Annotated in this window: 19 protein-coding genes; 1 reads left to right on the top strand and 18 read right to left on the bottom strand. The window is 48.3% G+C overall.

Annotated features, from left to right (window positions below):
• Positions 1-198 precede the first annotated feature (198 nt).
• The 5 genes from deoD to PTQ21_RS21270 all read right to left on the bottom strand — a co-directional run bounded on the left by deoD (position 199) and on the right by PTQ21_RS21270 (position 5,569).
• Positions 199-906 (bottom strand): purine-nucleoside phosphorylase, encoded by a 708-nt coding sequence (gene deoD / locus PTQ21_RS21290; RefSeq protein ID WP_063563894.1) that lies wholly within the window; start codon positions 904-906, stop codon positions 199-201.
• A 146-nt stretch (positions 907-1,052) separates the two neighbouring features.
• Positions 1,053-2,231, bottom strand: a complete 1,179-nt coding sequence (gene deoB, locus PTQ21_RS21285; RefSeq protein ID WP_274567049.1) for a phosphopentomutase — start codon at positions 2,229-2,231, stop codon at positions 1,053-1,055.
• A 31-nt stretch (positions 2,232-2,262) separates the two neighbouring features.
• Entirely contained in the window at positions 2,263-3,453 is a 1,191-nt protein-coding gene (locus tag PTQ21_RS21280; RefSeq protein WP_053780590.1) for a NupC/NupG family nucleoside CNT transporter, read from the bottom strand.
• Between the two features lie 273 nt (positions 3,454-3,726).
• The gene (gene deoC / locus PTQ21_RS21275; RefSeq protein WP_072733500.1) at positions 3,727-4,377 is read right to left on the bottom strand and encodes a deoxyribose-phosphate aldolase; all 651 of its coding nucleotides are present in this window, start codon (positions 4,375-4,377) and stop codon (positions 3,727-3,729) included.
• A gap of 253 nt (positions 4,378-4,630) precedes the next feature.
• Complete coding sequence (locus tag PTQ21_RS21270) at positions 4,631-5,569, bottom strand: DNA-binding transcriptional repressor DeoR (RefSeq protein ID WP_063563981.1); 939 nt, start codon at positions 5,567-5,569, stop codon at positions 4,631-4,633.
• Positions 5,570-5,753: 184 nt separating this feature from the next.
• Between PTQ21_RS21270 and PTQ21_RS21265 the strand changes: the two genes are divergently transcribed.
• Positions 5,754-6,380: an FMN-dependent NADH-azoreductase gene (locus tag PTQ21_RS21265; RefSeq protein WP_063563896.1), complete on the top strand. Its 627-nt coding sequence runs from the start codon at positions 5,754-5,756 to the stop codon at positions 6,378-6,380.
• A 113-nt stretch (positions 6,381-6,493) separates the two neighbouring features.
• Here PTQ21_RS21265 and PTQ21_RS21260 read toward each other — a convergent pair whose 3' ends face one another.
• The 13 genes from PTQ21_RS21260 to PTQ21_RS21200 all read right to left on the bottom strand — a co-directional run bounded on the left by PTQ21_RS21260 (position 6,494) and on the right by PTQ21_RS21200 (position 22,755).
• Positions 6,494-6,844 (bottom strand): hypothetical protein, encoded by a 351-nt coding sequence (locus tag PTQ21_RS21260; RefSeq protein ID WP_063563897.1) that lies wholly within the window; start codon positions 6,842-6,844, stop codon positions 6,494-6,496.
• A gap of 162 nt (positions 6,845-7,006) precedes the next feature.
• Positions 7,007-8,200, bottom strand: a complete 1,194-nt coding sequence (locus PTQ21_RS21255) for an MFS transporter (protein WP_090807502.1) — start codon at positions 8,198-8,200, stop codon at positions 7,007-7,009.
• Between the two features lie 78 nt (positions 8,201-8,278).
• On the bottom strand, positions 8,279-9,496 hold the full coding sequence (locus tag PTQ21_RS21250) for a M24 family metallopeptidase (protein WP_274567046.1): 1,218 nt from the start codon (positions 9,494-9,496) through the stop codon (positions 8,279-8,281).
• On the bottom strand, positions 9,493-10,332 hold the full coding sequence (locus PTQ21_RS21245) for an ABC transporter permease (RefSeq protein ID WP_274567043.1): 840 nt from the start codon (positions 10,330-10,332) through the stop codon (positions 9,493-9,495). Before PTQ21_RS21245 ends, PTQ21_RS21250 begins: the two co-directional genes overlap by 4 nt.
• Positions 10,325-11,242 (bottom strand): ABC transporter permease, encoded by a 918-nt coding sequence (locus PTQ21_RS21240; RefSeq protein WP_274567042.1) that lies wholly within the window; start codon positions 11,240-11,242, stop codon positions 10,325-10,327. Before PTQ21_RS21240 ends, PTQ21_RS21245 begins: the two co-directional genes overlap by 8 nt.
• Positions 11,239-12,372 (bottom strand): ABC transporter ATP-binding protein, encoded by a 1,134-nt coding sequence (locus PTQ21_RS21235; protein ID WP_079695970.1) that lies wholly within the window; start codon positions 12,370-12,372, stop codon positions 11,239-11,241. Before PTQ21_RS21235 ends, PTQ21_RS21240 begins: the two co-directional genes overlap by 4 nt.
• Positions 12,373-12,443: 71 nt before the next feature.
• Positions 12,444-13,580: an ABC transporter substrate-binding protein gene (locus PTQ21_RS21230; RefSeq protein WP_274567040.1), complete on the bottom strand. Its 1,137-nt coding sequence runs from the start codon at positions 13,578-13,580 to the stop codon at positions 12,444-12,446.
• Positions 13,581-13,655: 75 nt separating this feature from the next.
• Positions 13,656-15,629: a hydantoinase B/oxoprolinase family protein gene (locus PTQ21_RS21225; protein WP_072732930.1), complete on the bottom strand. Its 1,974-nt coding sequence runs from the start codon at positions 15,627-15,629 to the stop codon at positions 13,656-13,658.
• Positions 15,626-17,671: a hydantoinase/oxoprolinase family protein gene (locus PTQ21_RS21220; RefSeq protein ID WP_083584593.1), complete on the bottom strand. Its 2,046-nt coding sequence runs from the start codon at positions 17,669-17,671 to the stop codon at positions 15,626-15,628. The genes PTQ21_RS21225 and PTQ21_RS21220 overlap by 4 nt, the downstream gene beginning before the upstream one ends.
• A 16-nt stretch (positions 17,672-17,687) precedes the next feature.
• Positions 17,688-18,440: a FadR/GntR family transcriptional regulator gene (locus PTQ21_RS21215; RefSeq protein ID WP_090950051.1), complete on the bottom strand. Its 753-nt coding sequence runs from the start codon at positions 18,438-18,440 to the stop codon at positions 17,688-17,690.
• A 264-nt stretch (positions 18,441-18,704) separates the two neighbouring features.
• The gene (locus tag PTQ21_RS21210) at positions 18,705-19,367 is read right to left on the bottom strand and encodes a class II aldolase/adducin family protein (RefSeq protein WP_063563905.1); all 663 of its coding nucleotides are present in this window, start codon (positions 19,365-19,367) and stop codon (positions 18,705-18,707) included.
• Between the two features lie 53 nt (positions 19,368-19,420).
• Complete coding sequence (locus PTQ21_RS21205; protein ID WP_274567037.1) at positions 19,421-20,923, bottom strand: rhamnulokinase; 1,503 nt, start codon at positions 20,921-20,923, stop codon at positions 19,421-19,423.
• A 41-nt stretch (positions 20,924-20,964) separates the two neighbouring features.
• Complete coding sequence (locus PTQ21_RS21200; protein ID WP_274567036.1) at positions 20,965-22,755, bottom strand: L-fucose isomerase; 1,791 nt, start codon at positions 22,753-22,755, stop codon at positions 20,965-20,967.
• Positions 22,756-23,058 lie beyond the last annotated feature (303 nt).

Below are 23,058 nucleotides of genomic sequence, written 5' to 3'. Positions count from 1 at the left end.
TCCCTTTTCTAAAGGGAAAATCCGGTGCTAAAGGCGGACGCTTCGCTTCTTCAGGTTTTTTCTGCCCTCTTCGTGATCGTGTAAATTTTATGTTTTGTTATAGGGCGAACGCTTCGCTTCTTTAGAATCGATTCCGGGTCCTCCACTACGTGCTTGAAACAAAAGTTTCGATCAAAATCAAATGATGCTTAGCAACAATTACAGCGTAATTGCTGTATCCAGTGCTACTACCATCATGTCGTTGAACGTTTTTTGGCGCTCTTCGGCGGAAGTCTCTTCACCTGTCAGCAAGTGGTCACTTACAGTCAGGATCGTGAGTGCGTTTACGCCAAATTTGGCTGCGAGTGTGTACAGTGCAGTTGTTTCCATCTCAACGCCCAGTACGCCGTGCTGCATCAATTTCTCAGTCACGGAACGATCGTCACGATAGAAGGAATCCGAGCTGAATACGTTACCGACGTGAATTTTCATGCCTTTGGCAGTTGCGCGGTCATAGGCTTCTTTCAGCAGGGAGAACGACGCGATCGGGGAGAAGTCATATCCACCAAATACGAGCTTGTTCATGCTGGAATCGGTACATGAAGCTTGAGCAAGGATAACATCACGAACACGTACATGTTCTTGCATACCTCCGCAAGTTCCGACACGAATCAGGTTTTTTACACCGTATTCGCTGATCAGTTCGTTAGCATAGATGCTGAACGATGGAATCCCCATGCCCGAGCCTTGCACCGAGATACGGTGTCCTTGATATGTACCCGTGAATCCGAGCATTCCTCGAACTTCGTTGTAACAAACGACATCTTCAAGGTACGTATCTGCAATAAATTTTGCACGCAATGGATCTCCTGGCAAAAGGATTGTTTCTGCGATATCTCCGGGTTTAGCTCCAATATGTGTACTCATGATTAAATCTCCTCCAGTTATCCATATGATTGAATGAAGGCCAGGAACCGGAACAGCCGAAGCTGTCCCCGTGGTTATCCTGTCCAACTTTATGCTTCAAGAAAATAACAGCTTTCCCCAAGTTCAGTTAAAGATAAAAATGTTGACTATTTCAAATCCTTCAGGAAGCTTGTGCCATATTCAGGCAGTTTCACTCCGAAGTTCTCAGCTACTGTTGCTCCAACATCCGCAAACGTACTGCGCAGTTCAAGCTTTTTGCACCCACTGAAGCGTGGAGAATACACAAGCAGTGGCACATACTCACGTGTATGGTCCGTTCCGCGGTAGGTTGGGTCATTACCATGGTCAGCTGTGATGAGCAGCAGATCATCGTCTGTCATTTTGCTGAAGATCTCTGGCAGACGAGCATCATACTCTTCAAGTGCTTGAGCATAACCTTGTGGATCACGACGGTGACCGAACAGGGCATCGAAGTCAACCAGGTTCAGGAAGCTGAGTCCAGTGAACGCCTCATCCATCGTTTCGGACAGTTTGTCCATGCCATCCATGTTGGAGACGGTACGTACAGACTTGGTTACACCTTCGCCATCGTAGATATCTGCGATTTTACCCAAAGCGATCACGTCAAATCCACCATCTTTAAGTTCATTCATCACGGTACGGCCAAAAGGTTTGAGCGCGTAATCATGACGGTTAGCTGTACGCTTCCAGTCACCCGCTTCACCTACAAATGGACGTGCAATAATGCGGCCCAGCATATACGGATCTTCAAGTGTAATTTCACGGCAGAACTCACAGATTTCATACAGTTCTTTCAGTGGAACAACATCCTCATGGGCTGCAATTTGCAAAACCGAATCCGCGGATGTGTATACGATGAGCGCGCCAGTTTCAACATGCTCTGCACCCAGCTCATCCAGAATTTCCGTGCCGCTGGCCGGTTTGTTACCGATCACTTTACGGCCTGTTTTTTCCTCAATGCGTTGAATCAACTCATCCGGGAATCCGTCTGCGAACACGCGGAATGGGGTATCAATGTACAGGCCCATCAGTTCCCAGTGACCCGTCATGGTGTCTTTTCCTCTGGATGCTTCCTGCATCTTGGTGTAAAAGGCTTTTGGTGCATCCGCTACAGGCACACCTTCAATTTCCTTAATATTGGACAGTCCAAGACTGGCCATATGCGGCATCTTCAATCCTCCGCGTTCACGTGCAATGTGACCAAAGGTGTCGACATCGAAATCATCGAATTCCGCTGCATCCGGCGCTTCACCAATTCCCACTGAATCCATAACGATCAGATGTACTCTTTTGAATGTTGACATAACTTAAGCACTCCTTCCAATAATCCGGCTTTTACAAGAACAGTCCGGCGATGATCGCAGACAGCACGCTGACAAGCGATGCACCGTAAAGCAGTTTCAGACCGAAGCGGGCCACCACATTACCTTGTTTCTCATGAAGTCCCTTCACCGCACCGGCAATAATACCGATAGAGGAGAAGTTGGCGAACGATACGAGGAAGACGGATACGATACCTGTTGTTCTGGCAGACAATGTAGTCTGTTTGGTCAGATCAAGCATGGCAACGAATTCGTTGGATACCATTTTGGTAGCCATAATACTTCCCGCTTGAATCGCTTCTTTCCACGGAACACCCATAATGAAGGCAAATGGTGCAAACACATAACCAAGCAGTTCCTGGAACGAAATGCCGAGCACTGCACTGAAGATCCCGTTAACCAGTGCGATCAAAGCAACAAAACCGATTAACATTGCTGCTACGACGATGGCAACTTTGAAACCATCCAAAATGTACTCGCCCAACATTTCGAAGAAGGATTGTTTTTCTTCTTCCTGTACTTCCAATATATCTTCTTCCTCGGAAACCTCATAAGGATTCACGATGGAAGCAATGATAAAACCGCCAAACAGATTCAGCACAAGTGCCGTAACCACATATTTCGGATCAATCATGGACATATAGGCACCGACAATCGACATCGATACCGTGGACATCGCCGAGGCACACAAGGTGTACAGCCGATGTTTCGGCAGCAACCCAATTTGTTTTTTCACAGAAATGAACACTTCAGATTGCCCCAATACAGCCGAAGCAACCGCGTTATATGATTCCAGTTTGCCCATTCCGTTGACTTTGCTTAATACCAGACCAATATATTTTATAACAAAAGGTAAGATTCGGATATACTGCAATATCCCAATGAGCGCTGAGATGACGACGATCGGCATCAATACACTGAGGAAAAACGGCGCGCCCCCACTGTCTGCACCAACGGTAGTCAAGCCACCGAATACAAATGAGATACCGTCATTTGCATAGCCAAGCAAACTTTCAAATACAGTCGCGAAACCGCCAATCAAAAACGTACCGATTTCTGTGTTCAACAATGCGTATCCCAATATAACTTGCAAAACAATCATGATAATTAGTGGACGATATCGGATCTTCTTCTTACCGTTGCTGACCAGATAAGCTAGTCCAAAGACAACAAGTATACCAAGAAGGGCAATTAGGAATTTCATTCTATCTCTCCTTTGAAGGTAGTTAAGCCGGATGATCATTCAGCTCAAAGGTTTCCCATATATGTGATGAATTAACCTTTCAGAAAACGGTTGAAGCGCTTACAATAAATTCGGTTTTTTATGATTCTGTTTTAATTAAAAATATAGAAAATTTGGATCAGCTTTAAAACTTGTTCTCCACATCCATTTATAGATATGAAGAACAAGTTAAACCCTTTTAAAGCATCCAAGCATTCCATCTAGTGGAATTTATCGAGCTAAATTACTCACGATTTAATAATTAGATGTAGATTGTTCGCCTTGCATGATTTTCACACCGGAACTTGCGCCAATCCGAGTTGCTCCTGCATCGATCATTTTTTGCATGTCTTCCAGACTACGCACGCCGCCGGAAGCTTTAACGCCTACATCTGGACCTACGGTACGACGCATCAAAGCGATGTCTTCTGGTGTTGCTCCACCCGTAGAGAAACCTGTGGATGTTTTGACAAAATCAGCTCCAGCTTTTACTGCTGCCTGACATGCACGTACTTTCTCTTCATCCGTCAACAGACAAGTTTCGATAATGACTTTCACCAAAGCTTTACCCGCTGCTGCTTCAACAACTGCACGAATATCCTGTTCCACAAACTCATCTTTGCCGTCTTTCAAAGCACTAATGTTGATGACCATGTCCACCTCAGTAGCACCTTTAGCGATCGCGTCTTTAGTTTCGAATGCTTTGGTCTCGGAAGTGGAAGCTCCCAGAGGGAAACCAATAACGGTACAAATATCTACGCCAGTACCTTGAAGCTGTTCAGCAGCATAAGCAACCCATCCTGGGTTAACACATACAGAAGCAAATTGATATTGTTTCGCTTCTTCGGTCAATTTGGCCATTTCACTTTGTGTTGCATCTGCACGAAGCAAGGTATGATCTATCATTTTGGCTAATTGTGGTGTAGTCAATTCAATCTCCCCTTATCTGAACTAGTTATTTTCTATATCCCTACCCTAACATGAACATATGTAAAAATCAATATGAACTTTTGTTCATCATTGAAATCTTAACACATTCCATGGAAACTTCATTAAACAAAAGGCTTCCCTCACCAAGATGAAATCGTACAGTATAGCTTCTGTCTAAGAAAGCAAAACATCCGCCCATGTCGCGTGGCAGATGTTGTCATCCATTGAATTATAATCGGAGCAAAGCCTGAGCTGTGTATTGATCTGTTACCAAAATGTTGGCGTAATGACCTTTGAGCGCAGCATGAATGGCTTCTATTTTACGTTTTCCCCCGGCCACGAGAATCGATTTTTCCTTATTTCGCAGCTCGGCCAGGTCAATTCCGACGGTTCTGTTGTTAATCTCATCACTGATCAAGCGGCCCTCGGCGTCAAAAAAACGTGAACAAATGTCACCTGCACCTGAATGCATCAGCAATTGCTGTTCTTCATCATTAAAGTACCCCAGTCTGAACAAAAGTGCATCTTCCTTCACTGTACCTACGGTAAACATGGCAATATTCGCCTGTCGGCCAAGTTCCACGATCCTGCCAATATGTCGGTCTGCTTCTACCATTTTTTTGACTTCAATGTTGTCGAAGATCACGGGCAAAGGCAAATATCGGGGAACCGTATGGAAAGCTTCCGCAAATAAATGAACAATTTCTGCCGCATACGTATTCACGTGGGAATGACTTACGCCTCCCTTAAGTTGAACCACTTCCACGCCTTTGACTTGCTTGGGACGAAGCTGACGGGCTACGGCGTTCATGGTTGTCCCCCAGGTTACCCCAATAATGTCCGCATCTTGCACCGTATCTTGTAAGTAATCTGCTGCTCTTTTGCTAATATGTTTCAAAATTTCTTCATCACTCTTCAACGGGGCAAAACATACAAGCGCAGTATCCAGATTATACTTGGCCTTGAGTTCCCCGGCGATAATGTCGATATCCTCCAGCGGGTCCATAATTTCAATGCGAACGTAACCGCGATCTTTCGCATACTGAAGTAACCGAGATACCGTTGGACGTGACACGCCCAGCCTGACCGCAATATCCTGCTGGCTGTAATCCGACTGATAATACAATTTCGCTGCTTCAATGCTTAATCGTTGCTTCTCCAGATCCATTCCCATATGCGCTCATCTCACTCATTCCTATTATCGTTCGATTCACTTTACACCATTGTATTATACATGATTGAGTACCAGGTCACTATCCAGGTATAAAACGTTATAAACGATGCATACTACATCGGTCGCTTATTAATGTGGGCCCTTTTTGGCAAAAAACATCATAGAGAGGAAGAACCGTATGTCTACATTATTGTATATTACTGCCCATCCTCATGATCATGAAACTTCCTTCAGCATGGCTGCAGGTAAAGCGTTTGTGGATGCATATCGTGAAAGCCATTCCTCGGATGAGGTTATTCATCTGGATTTGTATCGCTCGGATATTCCTCATATTGATGCAGATGTATTCAGTGGTTGGGGGAAACTTCAATCCGGCAGCGAATTGACTTCTGAAGAAAAGGCTAAGGTTCAACGTTTGAATGAATTATCGGATCAATTCGCCTCTGCTGACAAATATGTTTTTGTGACACCGATGTGGAACTTCTCTTTTCCTCCAATTATGAAGGCTTATATCGACTCCATCTGCGTGGCTGGTAAAACGTTCCGTTATACGGAACAAGGCCCGGTTGGATTGCTTTCCAACAAAAAGGCACTGCATATTCAGGCTCGTGGCGGCATTTATTCCGAAGGGCCTGCGGCTCAGATGGAATCTGGTCATCGTTACCTGAGCATTATCATGTCTTTCCTGGGTGTTCCGAAGCTTGAAGGCATTTTTGTGGAAGGACATAACCAATATAAGGAACGGGCAGATGAGATCAAACAGCAAGCCATTGAAGAGGCACGTACACTCGCTAAACAGTTTTAACCCTTACTAAACAAATACAGCAACAAACACAAAACCCGCATGCCAACCCATGAATTATTAATTCCATAGGGCGGCATGCGGGTTTTTATTTTTTTATAATAAACGTTAGAGCTTTATTGATGTCCAGCGCTGGCACGGCTCATGGTTTCAAGTTTGCGAGTAATGGCATGGCGGTCCACTTTCAGTCCCCAAATGGCTTCAATAATCTGTTCTTTCTCTTCGGGACCCTCGGCATTTTTCAGTTGCATTAACAGATCATGCATCTGTTCGTTAATACCTTCAAATTGACTCCAAAGATCCTGTCTAACCTCGGTTGAATCCAGATGATGATTAGCATCCACTTCTTCTTTCAATGCTTGCAGAATGGCCTCTTTCCACTCCTCATCACCTAGCTGTTTCGCTATGTTCAGGAGATCCAGATAATCGTCAACAAGAAGTGAGTTCAGTTCAGCATGTGTTTTCATCGTTTATTGCATCCCCTTTGCATCTATTTACCCAGTATTATACTCGGTATTTCGGGATATGCAATACTTGTCGAAAAAAGTTAGTTATTGTATTAGGGACTATTGGGTGATTATGGGTCAAAATGAGTGCTTTTTATTACCGAACTTTCGATCTATGTTTAGCTAAAAAGTAAGCTTATGTTCTTGTACCCTTTCTATAAGCAACCGACACAATATAAAGCCGATTACCACATACAGACCAATCATGCCCACAATGCCAATCCAACCCAGATGGCTGTAAAGTAGTCCCCCTCCAGTTCCGCTGACACTTGATCCCACGTAGTAGAAAAACAAATACAAGGCATTGGCCTGGGATTTATGCTGATCCGCCACGAGTCCAACCCAGCTGCTGGCGATGGAATGTCCGCCAAAGAAACCAAAGGCAAACAGGGCAAGTCCAATTATTTTGACCCAAAGTTCGGGGTGAATGGTACAGACTGCACCGGCCAGTATAATACCTAGCGCGATTCCAAGGACATTCGATCTTCCATACCGATCTGCAAGCCTGCCCATCCAGGTGCTGCTCAACGTACCCATAAGGTACACAACAAAAAGGCTACCGACGATGGACTGGCTAAGATGATAAGGTTCTCCTGTCAATTCAAATCCAATGTAGTTGAATAACGTCACGAAGCCCCCCATCAGAAGAAATCCCAATCCGTATAGGCAAAGTAGACGTGGATTCCGACACTGTGACCACAAAAGCGGAATGATCTTTTTGAATCCAGGAGTCGCTTTGACAAAATGGCGGGATGGCGGGATGACAAGCCAGAAAATAACAGCCGCACATAGGCCAAGAATACCGATAAAACCAATTGCAGCACGCCAACTGAACCAGTCTGTGATCACGCCGCTGATAAAACGACCAGCCATACCCCCGATCGAATTTCCGCTGATATAGAGGCCCATGGCATACCCTAGACTGGCAGGCTCAATCTCTTCAGACAGATATGTCATGGCTGTCGCGGGCAGCCCGGCAAGTGCAACTCCCTGGAGAATTCGAAGTAGAAGCAACTCGGTAAATCCAGGGCTAAACGCGCTAATCATAGCAATAATAGATGAAACAACTAAAGCTGCTGTCATAATAAATCGTCTTCCCAATGAATCAGATAAGGAACCGATGAACAACATGGTCAGTGCCATGGCAATCGTCGTAACTGAGAGGGTAAGACTGGAATGTGCAGGCGAGATCGCAAATGCCTCGCTAATCTCGGGCATCAGGGGCTGGAGGCTGTAAAGTAACGCAAAAGTTACAAAACCTCCGGCAAACAGCGCAAGGCTAATGTTACGAAACGTCTTAGTTCCCTGCTGAATCATGATATTCCAACTTTCTCGGTAGGAAAGCTCCATGATCGGCTGCTGACTGATCGCTTGGCTGAAGCCTTCCATTAATCGTTATTTGATGAACAGTTTACGCTCCATATGAGTCAAAAACTCATATCCATCTGGAGTTACAACAACCGTGTCCTCGATTTGGAAGCCACCAGCGCCGAGCTCATAATATGGTACCTCCACACACAGCACCATGCCAGGCTCCAGTATGCGCTGGTCACCAGGAGAAAGAGTCATGTCGTCATACAGTTCCAAGCCAATGGCATGACCAACATGCTGACGTCGGTAATGCGGAATTCCCTCACGTTGCACGCGAGACACAGCCGCATGAAAGACGTCGGAAGCCTTGACGCCAGGGCGTACGGTTTCAAGTGCCGTCTCCCATCCACTTTTTACTGCATTAAAATGTTTTTTCATCCAGGGAGTTGGCTCTCCTGCCACAACGGTACGCCCTGTATCTCCCCAGTATCCTTCCAGTTGCAAGCACAGATCAAAGCGGATCTGATCACCTGGCTCGATGATATGAAAATAATTTTCGATGAGCGGCAGCGCACTGCGCGGACCCGCTCCTACCGCAGTCATTGCAGGAGTCCCACCTGCTTTCATCACAGATAGCCGATAATGGTCAGCAAGCTGCTTCTCATGAACACCGGCTGCGATCAGATCAATCAGCTCTTGCTCAATCCGTTCATTGACTTGGGCAGCCTGTCGGAGCTGCTCGATTTCGAAAGGCGTCTTAACCAAGCGGATTTGGCGAAATAGCTTGTACGCGTGAACAACTGCTCCTTGAGGCGCATCCTCCGTGATCCGTGCCAAAAGTTCAGGAGCGATTCGCATCTCATCGATTCCAATCGGTTGATTCTCGATGTCGAGTTGTTTCAGTGCAGCTTTAAGCGCTTCTATCGGTCCTGGATGAATGACTGTCGTTTGTAGCAGAGAGTAGAACAGATCAATGTCATCCGTAGAAGGTTTGCCTTCGATCGAACCTTCCACGAAGAAGTCACTGTAGGCAAATATATCTACTCCAGTGATACCGAATTGGGCCACAACGCCCAAACGATTCGTCGGAATGACGATACATGGTCGAGCGGATCGGTCGGCAGGTAGAATGGCGTAAATCTGCATGGTCCAGTTGCTTGCGCGTAGCTGGGAGCCGATGACATAGTGAATATTTTCCGGAGTTGTTGCGATCAGGGCACGAAGTCCCTGAGTTTTCATTACGTCTTCCGCCCGGTCCCGGTTGAGACCCGAGCTGTGGGATATATGATGTGAATTGTTCATGATTCAGACCTCCTTTTGTTTTTCCTGCCCCCAAACAAACTCTCAAGTCCAGGTACTGAGCGCAATACCAGCTTGATGATCATGAACAAGGCCAGTGCAAAAGCGATAAGTACGACAGATACAACAGCGATCGTCGGGTCCTGCCACTTTTCCATATAAAGAAACAGTTGTATCGGCAGAGTGTAGCTGTCCTGACGAAGCAGCAGTAGTGCAGCCTCTACCTGGTCAAAAGTGAAGACAAATGCGATTGACCCTGAAAGGAGCAGAGATAGTCTAAGCTGTGGCAATGTGATTGTAAAAAAGATACGCAGTGGCCCTGCTCCAAGGTCTGCTGCCGCCTCTCGGTGTGCGGACTGCAGGTTGGCCAATGCACTGCCTACAAGCGTTAGCACGAATGGAAGCACGATGACCGCTTCACCCAAAATAAGAGCGAACAATCCGCCTGCAATATGCATTTTGGAGAACAAAATTAGATATGCAATACCAAGCGTTATTTTCGGCATAACCATTGGGGATACAAAAAATGCTCTCATGATGCCAGCACCCGGGAAAGGGTAATGTACGATAGCCAGCGCCGCAAGTGTTCCGGTAATCAGCGCCAGCAATACCGCTCCAGTGGAGGCAATCAGACTGTTCTTGAATGCAACGAGAAATTGAGTCTGCTCTCCCAGATTCGCATACCACTTCAGGGTAAGACCTTCCGGCGGGAATTTACTGGCCGATCCGGAACCTACTGATGTCAATAGGATCATAAGCAGTGGCAACAGCAGATAAACTGCTACAGCCCCTGCAAATATATAGAGCAGCAATTTAGTGAACCTTTTCGACTTAACCATAAGCCTGCTCTCCCTTCCTGGAACGACGGAACATCAGCATTTCGGCTCCTTTATTGACCAAAAGTGAAACGATGATGGAAGAAACGAGCAAGAATATACTTGCTACCGCAGCCATCGGCCAGTTGGTATCCAGTGTTCGCTGATAAATAAATACCGGCAGTGTCATGACTCTGCCTCCGCCAATCAGTTGGGGCGTTGTAAAGGCCGTGAGGCATAGCGTGAATACAATCTGTACCCCGCTAGCAATACCTCTCGCTGATAAAGGCAGGGTAATCGTGAGGAATGTCCGCCAGCTTCCTGCTCCCAGATCCTGTGCAGCCGCTTTTAGCGAAGCGTCACTTTGCGACAATACATTCAGGATCGGAAAGACCATGAACGGCAGAAAAATATGAACAAGAGCGACAACCACACCAGTCTCGTTATATATCATACTGAAGCCTTCATCCGTGATTCCAAGCCGTATGAACAGCCAGTTCATGAACCCCTGTTTGGATAGCAGCAGCTGCCAGCCATAGGATCGAACAACCGCGCTGACCAGCAGCGGAAGAAACGTAAGCAGCAGCAACAATTGCTTCATGCCCGGTTTCTTCAGGCCGGCAATACAATAAGCTAGCGGGTATGCAAGCAGCAGGCTCCATAGCGTGACCTTGAAGGCAACGCGAAATGTGGTGCCTATCAGCTTCCAATAGTACGGATCGGACAGAAAAGCACGATAAGCATCCCACTCCCAGCCCCGGATGAGCTTGCCATTTTCATAGATATCAAAGCTGTACCTGCCAAAGATGAGCAGACCACCCAGATACACGATGCCCATCAGGATCAGAGCGGGTAGCAGAAGAAGCAACTGGGTAATCCACCGGCGGTTTTTGGATGAATACAGATTCACGATCCGATCCGTAACCCGATTCATATCCCTTCCTCCTGTACCGGATTAAGCAGCAAAGGTTCGGATAACAAGAGCGCGTCCTCCGGATCAAAGCCAATCTGGATTGGCTCCCCCGGGCTAAAACGTGAGGCTCCCCGCTGATGCAGTACACTGGCCTGAACCAGAAACCCCTCAGCAATCTGGATCGTGTAACGAATATTGGCCCCGCCATACACTGCTTCTATGACACGTCCATCCAGCTTGTTCAGGCAAGGGTTCGCATCCTCTCCAAGTCGAATATATTCGTTGCGAATGGACAACGAGTGCCGGTCACCTATTAGGGCAACCGGGGTGTTCTCATTTGTCTTCACCAGCAGCGAATACCCGAAGCATTCAACCCGGATTCCATTCGTATCCTGTCCAAGCACCGTTGTTGCCAGAAGATTGGTATCGCCGATGAACTTGGCCACGAAGCTGTCTGCCGGTCTTTCATAGATTTCATCAGGCGTAGCATATTGCAGCAGCTTGCCAGCGCGCATGACGCCGATCCGATCTGACATGTTCATGGCTTCATTCTGATCATGCGTTACAAAGATGAACGTACCGCCGAACTCTCGTTGTATGCGTTTCAGTTCGCGCTGCATATCCAGACGCAGCTGCATATCCAGTGCGGAAAGTGGCTCATCGAGCAGCAAAACTTCGGGTCTGTTGATTAACGCGCGAGCAATGGCTACGCGTTGAGCCTGCCCCCCGGATAACTGGGAAACAGCTCGTCTGCCATAATCTCCGAGCTGTACCAGCTCAAGCATTTCGTGTACCTGCTTCCTGATATCGGCTTTCGGTAACTTCTTCACCTTTAGCCCATAGGCGATGTTGTTGAATACGTCCATATGTGGGAATAGCGCAAGCTGCTGAAAAATCATGTTGCTGTTGCGTCCGTAGGCCGGGATGCCGGTTACATCCCGACCTCCCAGCATAATGCACCCCTGATCCGGCTGCTCAAGTCCGCCAAGCATCCGCAGCAGTGTTGTTTTGCCACAGCCACTCGGACCTAACAGGGAAACGAATTCTCCCTTCTTCACCTGTAGTGACACATGGTTAACCGCTGCTCGCTCTCCGTAGGTCTTTGTGACTTCTCTTGTTTCAATGGAAATGAGTTCTTGTTCACTGCTCATCTCTGTTTCCCTCCCGTCCATAACGGGTTCGAAATAGAACCCGTTATCGTGGTTTGTCTGAAAACCATCATTTATTGAAGTTTGGTTTTGACGAGTCGGTCCCATAGATCCTTCCAGAAAGAGCTGTTTTGAGCAAGAACATCCCAGTCAGGACTAATCCCGTTGCTCTGTGTTTCCACGGAGAAGGAAGGATCGTCCTTGTATTTGTCCGGAACGGCAGCAGTCGTGCTGGTTACCGGTGTACCTGTTGCTTCTGCATATTGTGACAGCGCCTCTGCGCTCAGCAGCTCGTTGATAATTTCGTTGGCTACACGTGTCTGCTCAGGTGTTGACCCCTTCACAACCTGAAGTGTGTACGGGAAGGAAATGGCTCCTTCGCTCGGATACGCTACAGCGAGTGGAGAACCGCCGTCAATCCATGTCTGTGCAACCTGTGCACTGAAAGGAGCAATCAGAGCATCTCCCGACTCCAGAAGAGCCTTCAACTGGTCATTGGATGTAACCAATGTGCCGATCTGGTCACTGTGATCTGCCCAGAACTGGAATGCTGGCTCCGGATTCTCATACGATGCGCCAAGCTCCTGTCCTTTGACTGCAAGAAGTGGAGAGATATAGGAATAGAACATGTAGTCCCAAAGTGCCGTTTTCCCTTTGAATTCCTCGTTATCCCACAGATCATTCCAGCTTGTTGGCGGTGTTTTTACAAGGTCTTTGTTATAGACAAGCGCGAAGCTCGAAACTCCCCACACGACACCCTTGTTGTCAGGCTTGTGGAATTGCTCCGGGATATCCTTGATATTGGTCACGATGCTTGTATCCAGTGGCTCCCACATATCATCGTTCAAGCCTTTTGCCGTCGCATCTGCGTTGAAGTAACCAAAGTTGACAACTGGATTGTTGGGATCAGCCTGCTTGCCAGCGACCATTTTCGGATACATGACTGCATTGGATGATTCTTCAAAAGTAACTTCAACATTTGGATGCTCTTTGACGTAATTTGCAACCACTTCTTTTGGAACGACATCCTGATTGGAGCCAGCCCAGATAAACATGGTCAGTTTAACCTTGTCTCCGCTTCCTCCAGAAGAATCGGATCCTCCTGCTGTATTGCTGGAGCTACTTGCGCCACCGCATGCAGAGAGAACCAGTGTACCGGCCAGTGTCAGTGAGGCGAGACTGAGAAAGCGTTTCTTGTTTGATTTAAACATGAGAATTTCCCCCATCGATTTAGTTGGTTTTATGAATTTGACAAAAATTAATTCGTTTTTCCTTCATGTACCTTATCAATGCAATCCTATTTTCTGACGCAATCCTTCCATAATGCCTGATATCTCATGTGGAGATACGGATACGGTCGCAGTTTGCTTCTCCTCCACGGCTCCCATGGTCTGACGCTTCAGGTAGTCTCTGAGTGCCAGCGGAACATTCAGCAGCGCCTGATTCAGCGATACTTGCATCTCGTCAGTCCATATGGCCTCGAACTGTTTCCTTGTCCAGCCATAATCGAATTCTTCCTGCTGCCGTTCCCGCTTGGCCCGCAACTGTCTGGTCTCACTCACGTTCAGGTTCCGGCCTTCTATGACGACACCATACAGTTCAAGAGCTTTTTCCGTCGATACCAGTCCTCTTCTAACATCCTCCAGAACCAGCATTGGATCCCGATCAAATGGATCGCCATATCCACCTCCGCCCTGTGACAGGAACGTCACCGTCTCTCCGGGTTGGAGCAGCAACTCATCAATTCTTCCCAGATGGTGTTCACTTGCACGTCCAGCATTGAGAATCGCTTCCCCATGGGTACCAACACCTCCGCCAAGCCTGCCCCACGGATGAAACTCCATACGCTCCATATTTCTGGCGGTCATTACGGTATCTGGTGTAAGAATTTTGACACACAGGTCGATTCCGCTTCCACCACGGAAGGTTCCAGCACCAGCAGAATCAGCACGAAGGCCATAATGCTCTATGAGCACAGGCATTTCGGATTCTACTGTTTCCGCAGGAATGTTTCGAAGATGACCCACGGCAAAATCCATGCCATCAATTCCGTCCTTCATCGGTCTTGCTCCTGAACCGCCACATATCGGCTGGATCACGCCAACCTTTTTTTTGCCATCTGACGCATCTGTCATCGCCATCATAACGATGCATGCCTGTCCGGCTCCTGCGGCGGGAACCTTACTTGCCTGAGCTTTTCCAAGAGCACCTGTGATGACATCCATTAGCCGAATAAAGGTAGCTGCTCGTGCGCCAACCGCTGCCATCGGCTCCGGGTTGAGAACTGAAGCCGGTGGTGCATAATTTCGAACCATGCGAATCATGCCCGAATTCCATGGAATTGTTGGATCGAGCGTACGGAAATAACGAATGAGTGCGGGAACCAACATGTAATGCCCCTGTTGATTGTGGGTAGGAATATTGAACGAAGCTCTGACCTGAGGGTCGGTTCCGCTAAAGTCCAGATGAATATCACTGCCCGCGATTGTCATTTTGCAGCGCAATCGGATGGGATAACCGCCAGGACCTTTCTCCAGATAGTCCCAGAACTCATACGAACCATCCGGGATCTCCTGTACGATGGCGCGGGCCTTCAACTCAGCGTATTCCAGCAATTGCTTAATACCCTGTTGAATCCTCTCTACACCGTAGCGGCCGATAAGCTCCTCTAGTCGCTGCTCCCCCCGATTCAAGGCTGCCATCAGTGCCTTGAGATCACCGAGGTTTTGCTCCGGAATGCGGCTATTGTCCAGAAACATGCGCAGTATCTGCTCATTAAGAACGCCTGCTTCATACAGCTTGACTGGCGCAATTCGAATGCCTTCCATATGAATATCGTAGGCGCTTGGAGATACGCTCCCCGGTACCTTACCACCTACATCGGAAGAATGAACGAAGCACATGCCGTATGCGATGATTTCCCCTTTGTGAAAATAGGGCTTGATCAGATGAACATCCGGTAGATGTGTCACCATGCCTTTGGTGGAATAAGGATCATTGCAGATGACCAGATCGCCTTCCTTCCAGTCTGTAATGCTGTTTATGGTCGCCGCAGCAGGGATGCCAAGGGACAGATTGTAACCCGTCTCCAATGGCGACCCAAACGTTTCCCCGGATGGTGACAAGAGGTAGGTTCCAAAATCGCCCGTTTCTTTAACAAAAGCGGTGAATCCCGTGCGCAGCACGACATTGGCCATTTCCTCCACCGCAGCCTGAATCCGGTTGTTGAAAATTTCAAGAAAAACCTTGTCGCCAATCATTGCTCCACCTCCCCAATCACATTACCGTTACCATCCCGGTATACCGTAAACCCAGGCGGGATGAAAATGGTTGTATCATATTCCTCCACAATAACGGGCCCAAGAATGGGCATATCCAGTGGGATCTGTCCCCTCTTTAGAACTTTTGCTATTCGCTGTTCGTGGTCAAAAGTGATTATCCGTTCTTCTGCTTCACTCTCATCGAATGGCAACTCTGCCGGAGATGCTGTGCTTTGGGTGGGCAGAATGCCAACAATGGTCGCTCTCAGACTAACGAACATCACATCAGCTTCCGGCTGGCTGATGCCAAACACATTTTGGTAGTACATATGGAATTTGATCCTTGCTTTCTCAGGATCGGCGATTTCTTCGGATGTGAGCGTAACCTCCAAATCAAAGGCCTGACCTTCGTAACGCATGTCGGCGCTGTATAAGCAATAGATATGTTCCAGTTTCACTCCGCCGCGGGCTTCCTCTTCAACCCAACTACGACCTTGATTCTCCAGTCTGGTGTAAAGAGTCGATAACTCACCAGGCTCAAGCGTCTGACTGCTTTTGTGCAAGGTATGAACGAAATCATTGCGAAGGTTGGCAACCGTGCAGCCCATGGCACAAAGTGTTCCTGGAGATGGTGGGATCAGCACTCGGCGGATGCCCACTTCACGCGCCATGAGAAAAGCATGCATTGGCCCAGCTCCACCATAGGCGAGCAGCGTAAAGTCCCGGGGATCAACCCCCTTGCGTGCCATGAGCGGAGAGAACTGGGCATACATATTGGCGGTGGCCACATCAAGAATGGCCTGTGCAGTTTGCGTGGGACTTAGTCCAAGCCGTTCGCCAAGATTGCCCAGAGCACGTTCTGCAAGCTCGGGGTAAAGATTCATCTGTCCGCCAAGGAATCGATCAGCCTGCAAAATGCCCAGTTGCAGATAAGCATCCGTTGTTGTTGGCTCTTCTCCCCCACGATGATAGGAGGCTGGACCTGGATTGGCTCCTGCACTTCGTGGTCCCACCTTGAGTACCCCTACGGAATCGAGCCAGGCAATTGAGCCCCCACCCGCTCCGATCGCGGTTACATCCACAGCGGGAATGATGACTGGAAAATCCCCAACCTTATTCTCGGTAGAATAGGCAGGCTCTTTATCGATGAGGGCAACATCAACGCTTGTCCCGCCCATGTCAAACGTGATGACTTGATGAATGCCGGCCTGCTCGGCAATATGGGTTGCTGCGATTACGCCGGAAGCAGGTCCAGACAGAAGAGTACGTACAGGCTCTTTGGCCGCTCTGGCCGCCGTCATGATTCCACCATTGGACATCGTGGACAGCAGATTGGCTTTCAGACCGTAAGCGCCAATTCCTTCTTGCAGACGAAGAAAGTATGATCCCATGCGTTCCCCAACATATGCATTCATGGCTGTGGCGAGTGTACGTTCGAATTCACGCTGCTGCGGCCAAATGGCACTGCTTCTGCAGAGAAACAGGTGCGGATGACGTTCTCTGATTAACTCTTCCGCAAGCTGCTCATGAGCAGGATTGATATAAGCGTGCAAAAAACTGATCGCCAAGGCAGTAACCCCCTCTTCCACTAGCTCGTCTACCGCTTGAAGCAGTTGCTTCTGATCCAGTGGTTGAAGTATGCTACCGCTCGCAAGTGCTCGCTCATCCACTTCCTTAACGAGATGTCTCGGAACAAGCGCATCGGTCTTGTCACCATACAGATTGGTTGTATCCTCGAGTCGTAGCCTCCGAATCTCGAGAATATCCCGGAAACCTTTGGTGACCAACAGACCTGTAACTGCGCCGTTACGCTCAATTAGGGTGTTAACCCCAAGTGTTGTTCCGTGCACAAACAGATCGATCTCATGAAGATCGATTCCGCTTTCCTTGAGCTGATCAAGTGCATTAAAAATCGCCTGTTCCGGAGCTGCTGCAATCGATGGCGTTTTCAGTGCCGCAATCACCCTGCCATGATTGTCCATAACTAGGGCATCCGTGAATGTGCCTCCGATATCTATACCTAATCGATAAATTGTTTTCACAAGTTCAACTCCTTTATCACCGGGTCTCATCCGAAGTTATATTAAGGTTCTGCATGGCAAAATATCGTTTGACATCCTCAATCATCTGGTTAATATGATTCACCATTGCCGCTTCAGCCTGTTCCGGGGAGCCTGCTGCTACTGCCTCCAGAATCCGCTGGTGGTCCACGACCAGTTCGCTACCTACTCTTTGCCTAATATAAGCTGTTTCCAGGAAATCACGGCTTGTCTCCCAGACGAGTTCAACCGCATGCAGCAGAATCTGGTTTTGAGCCGCATAAGCCAGTAGCCTGTGAAATTCCCGGTCTTCCTCGTAAGGAATAATATTCTGGGAAAGCAATTGATGCTGGGTAGCAATAGAGGCTTCCAGTAGCACTATGTATTCTTTGGAGGCTCGTTGTGCTGCCAGGGAAGCAATTTCCCGTTCCAGAGCCCTTCTGGCTACAAGGACATCGAGCAGAGCCTTTTCACCGGAATGGTTCAGCATCTGAATGAGCTGGGAATTTACACTTTTTTGCTGTAAATCCTTCTCCAGAATCTTGATTCGTTCCAGCCCCTGTTCGGTCAGAACCCTTCCCCTCCGGCCCTCCAGTATCGTGAAACCTTCAACGTCCATCTCCATAAGTCTTCTTCCGATTGTAGCCTGACTTAGACCGTACGTTTTGCCCAGGGTATGAACCAACGTGCTGGCCCCGATGGGAGCGCTCGCGTCCCGAAGCTGCTTCAGCAGTTCGTATTCCAACTCCAATTCGTTTAGCTCAGGACCCACTAAATTCACTCCTCATATATAAATAATTGTAGTTTTTTTTGTTGTTACTCACTGATGATTAACGACAGTATACCTTCAATCGACAATAATTTCAATAATTCTTACCCAATTACTATGTATTATTTTTCCCACCATGTACTCCCCGTTTGATCCAAAATAAAAAAAGAGCAATTCACATCCTGTATTCCAGATTTTTTTTCTGGAGGACGTAATCTGCTCTTTGTTGAGATAACCTTTAAATTTCGTTTAATTATAAATATTCATTTACGACTTGAGTTGTTGCAGCAGCTGTACGCGGTAGGCTTCACTTTCAAGAGATTGGATCTCCTTGTATTCTTCCGCAGTAAGCACTTTAGGCTCCCCTGCTGCCTTGGCGATCATGTACACCTTGGCGCTTTCCTCCACCACCTGGGTGCGGTAGTAGGCTTCGCGCAGGTTTTTACCTGTCGTGACCAATCCGTGGTTAACCAGAATAAGCGCTGTGTGCTCTTCAACCTTGGCAGCCACCGCATCAGCAAGAAGTTTGGTTGTGGGCAGAACATAAGGGACAAAGCCAATATCGCCTACCAGTGCCGACTGATCAGGAAACAAATGAGGCAATTCATCGAAAACGAGACTCAGGGCGATGGTGTATGCCGGATGTGTATGCACAATGGCTTGAATGTCAGGGTTGACCCGATAGCTATACAGATGCATCAACACCTCGGAGGAAGGGCGTGTTGATCCGGCACGTGTCTCTCCTGTCGCAATATCAATCGCGATCCATTCGTCAGGTTCCAGATCCTCTAGTGCGTAACCACTCGGCGAAAGAAGCATCGTTCCTTCGAAACGGGCGCTCAGATTCCCCCCAGGTCCAACCACCAGTCCCTGAGCAACCGCTCTGCGGGCATATTTGGTCAATTCTTCCCTTACCTGTTGTTCAGACATGTTCTGCTCCACTCCTTTGACTTTTCTTTTTAAGCATTTTACAAAATGCTCATCTAATTGGATTTGCTCGCCAATGTTTGATTCAGGTTTTGGTATCTTACGTAGGCTTCCTGCCATCTTGCGGTGTCTTCTGGCTCATAGGTTTCGGGAGAAAAGGAAGAAGCCATAACTTCTCGCACCTCGGACAAGCTGCTCACTTCGCCATGTGCCAGAAATTGCAGCATGCAATTTCCGGCTGAAGTTGCCTCGGCAGGACCCGCTATCACCGGAATCCCTGCTGCATTCGCCGTAAATTGACACAATAAGCGATTATGCACACCGCCACCGACCATATGAATCACCCGTGGCCGAGTGCCTGTAATTAGCTCCAGTTCATCCAGAGTCTGTCTGAACTCCAGTGCCAAACTTTCGAGAATACAACGTACAATGGCTCCGGTCGTTTCAGGTATTGCTTGCTCGCTAACACTGCACTGTTGCCGGATTCGCTCTGGCATATCGCCTGGTGCCAAATACACCCCGTCTCCGGGCGATACATAACATTGGTGAGCGGTTGCCGAAGCAGCGAGCTGGACCAGTTCCTCATGGGTAAAACGTTGATTCTCCCGTTCCCACTGCCGTTTGCACTCCTGCAATAACCACAGGCCTGAGCGATTCTTCAAGGTTCGCACTTTGCCATTTACCGTGCCCTCATTGGTGAACCCTAGTTGACGACTACGATTATCCAATACAGGAATGTCACGTTCCACGCCCATGAGAGACCAGGTGCCACAGCTAATAAAGGCAAATTCCGAATCTGTCGCAGGAATGGCTGCTAATGCAGATGCTGTATCATGTGAACCTACAGATATCACTTGCATCGGTTCAATCTTCAACTCTGCACACAAGTCATCCGTTAATTGCCCCAGCACCGTGCCTGGCTGTACGAGAGGTGGGAATAACGTCTCAGGGATACCCAGTCGGCCAATCAATTGTTCATTCCATCGAGCATCTCCGGCATGCAATAGTCCGCTTGTACTGGCAATTGTGTACTCGCAGGCCTGCTGACCAGATAGATAATAGTTAAATAAATCCGGCATCAATAACATGCGCACATCTGGCCGCAGACCTTCCGAGTGCTCGCGCACACTTCCAAGCAGTTGAAATACGGTATTTATCTGTTGTGGCAGGACACCGGACATGGAATAAAGCTCTTCTTCATTCACCATGCGCAGGGCTTCTTCCATCCACTTTGCATTACGCGATTCCCGGTAATGGCGGGGGGTGAAGCATAATCTTCCCTCCCCGTCCACTAATCCATAGTCGACTCCCCACGTATCCACAGCGATGGAACGGACCGGTTGGGAGATGCCTTGTATGCCCTTTACAATCCCTTGTTTCAGTTCGTGGAAAAGTCGCAGGAAATCCCAGTACAATCCATCTCCCAGGTGTACAGGATCGTTACTGAATCGATGCACTTCCTCTAACGAGAGCTTACTCCCGTCAAAGGACCCACGGACCACCCGGCCGCTTCCGGCGCCGTAATCGGCAGCAAGCACATGTGTTGCCTGAGTTCCCATCTCTCATGCCTCCTTCGCTTCCGCGACAAGCCGTTTGGATGTTAACGATACAACGGTCCAAAGACGCTGCATGCCCGGTAATCGGCACTTTCCGGTTCACTTGTGCCGAACAGTCCCCAGGCACGTGGACGGAAAATCTCGGATTCCGGTACATTATGCATACTCACTGGGATACGAAGCATGGAGGCCAGTGTTAGCAAATCCCCTCCGATATGTCCATAAGAGATGGAGCCATGGTTCGCGCCCCATTGATTCATTACTTCATAGACCGAAGTAAAAGCCCCTGAGCCCGTCAGAACAGGTGCAAACCAGGTGGAAGGCCAAGTCGGATCTGTCCGCTGATCCAGCGTATCGTGCACATCCTCAGGCAGGTCGACGGTGTAACCTTGAGCCACTTGCAGTACTGGCCCTAGTCCTTTAACCAAATTGAGACGCGCCATCGTAACAGGCATGCCGCCCTTGGTCAGGAAATCAGCCGAATAGCCGCCGCCCCGGAAATATTCCACGGATGCCGGCCGCCATGAGGTGGCTTTCAGGCAGTCCTGAACCTCTTCGTCTGTAATTTCCCAGAAAGGCTTGAGCACAGGCTCACCCGCTCTTGATTGTTGCCCAGTACCATCCAATGCCGCAGAACCGGAGTTGATCAGATGCAAAATACCGTCCTTTGCGTTTCCTTCCAGCTGGTGCCCTGTCACGCGTTTTACCGAATCCGGGCTCCAATAGGTGCGTACATCTGCGAAGATCTGCGCGGTATGTGTAAGCAGGGAACCAAATAACATCGACACACCATTCAGGCTGTCGTTCTCTGTTGCCACCAGATAAGGAGAGCGTTTGCCATTCCAGTCAAAGGAAGAATTCAGGATGGATTCCAGAAAATCTCCGTTGGGTGAATGATCTGTCCACTGTCGTTGTCCCTGAAACCCGGAGACAATCGCGTGGTGGCCCATGGATTCCTCAGTAAATCCCAGCTCCGCCAGCTTCGGATTGCCAGCCATCAGGTCACGTACGATCTGCGTCATTTTCACTACCGTTTCCCATTCATACTCTTTGCGTTTGCGATCTGTCTGCAGATGGGCAGGATTATTGTCCGCTCCTTCACTACAGTTCTCCTTCACCCAAGCTAGCGCCAGCTTATACTCCTCAGGATCGTAGATTTCTTCTTCTATACGACGAGTCAGTTCACTCATATCCACATATTCGTTCCGCATGCCCAGATACTCCTGGAAAAAAGAATCGTTCACGATGGAGCCGGCAATACCCATGGATACCGAGCCGATAGACAGATAAGCACGACCCTTCAAGGTTGCAGCGGCAAGACCCGCACGGCTGAAGCGTAGCAATTTCTCACGAACGTCATCAGGAATCGTCGTATCTCCTCCATCCTGCACATCCTCGCCATAGATACCAAAAGCCGGAATCCCCTTCTGTGCATGGGCAGAGAGCACTGCTGCCAGATATACTGCACCCGGACGTTCGGTTCCATTAAAGCCCCAGATAGCTGTAGGAATAGAAGGAGACATATCCATCGTTTCTGTTCCATAACACCAGCATGGTGTAACGGTAATGGTCACGCCCACGTTAGAGCGACTGAATAGTTCCGCTGCTGCCGCTGCCTCGTTCACACCGCCAATACAGGACTCGGCAACGACGCATTCTACCGGCGAACCATCGGGATACCGAAGTTCTGTTGCGAGCAGCTCGGCAACGGACGTCGCCATGCGCATCGTCTGCTCTTCCAATGATTCACGAACACCCTTGCGTCTTCCGTCAATCGTGGGACGAATACCAATCTTGGGAAATGCCTGTTTATAACGATAATCCTGATGTGTCATACTAAAACGTCCTCCTTCAATGGTTTCATAGAATAGGTACGAATTACTTGTGACTTGTCCGTGTGTATTTTGTTTGCGAAAATTAGGGATTCTGTTCCTTCTCTTCACCGATACCCGAGGTAACACACTAGCATTGCATGCCAACGGTCAGTTCTTTTTCTCATTATGAATGCGTTTACAAATAATTGTTTTAATAAACCGCTCTATATTATTGACTCCGTTATGCTGTCCTATTATGGAGTGTGAAGGAAGCGATGTGAGCAAAATGAAGAGCGGTGAGACTGAAATAAATCAACTTTTTTT

This window comes from Paenibacillus marchantiae (assembly GCF_028771845.1).
GTDB classification, from domain to species: Bacteria; Bacillota; Bacilli; order Paenibacillales; family Paenibacillaceae; genus Paenibacillus; species Paenibacillus marchantiae.
This window is presented reverse-complemented; position numbering and strand designations above follow the sequence as displayed.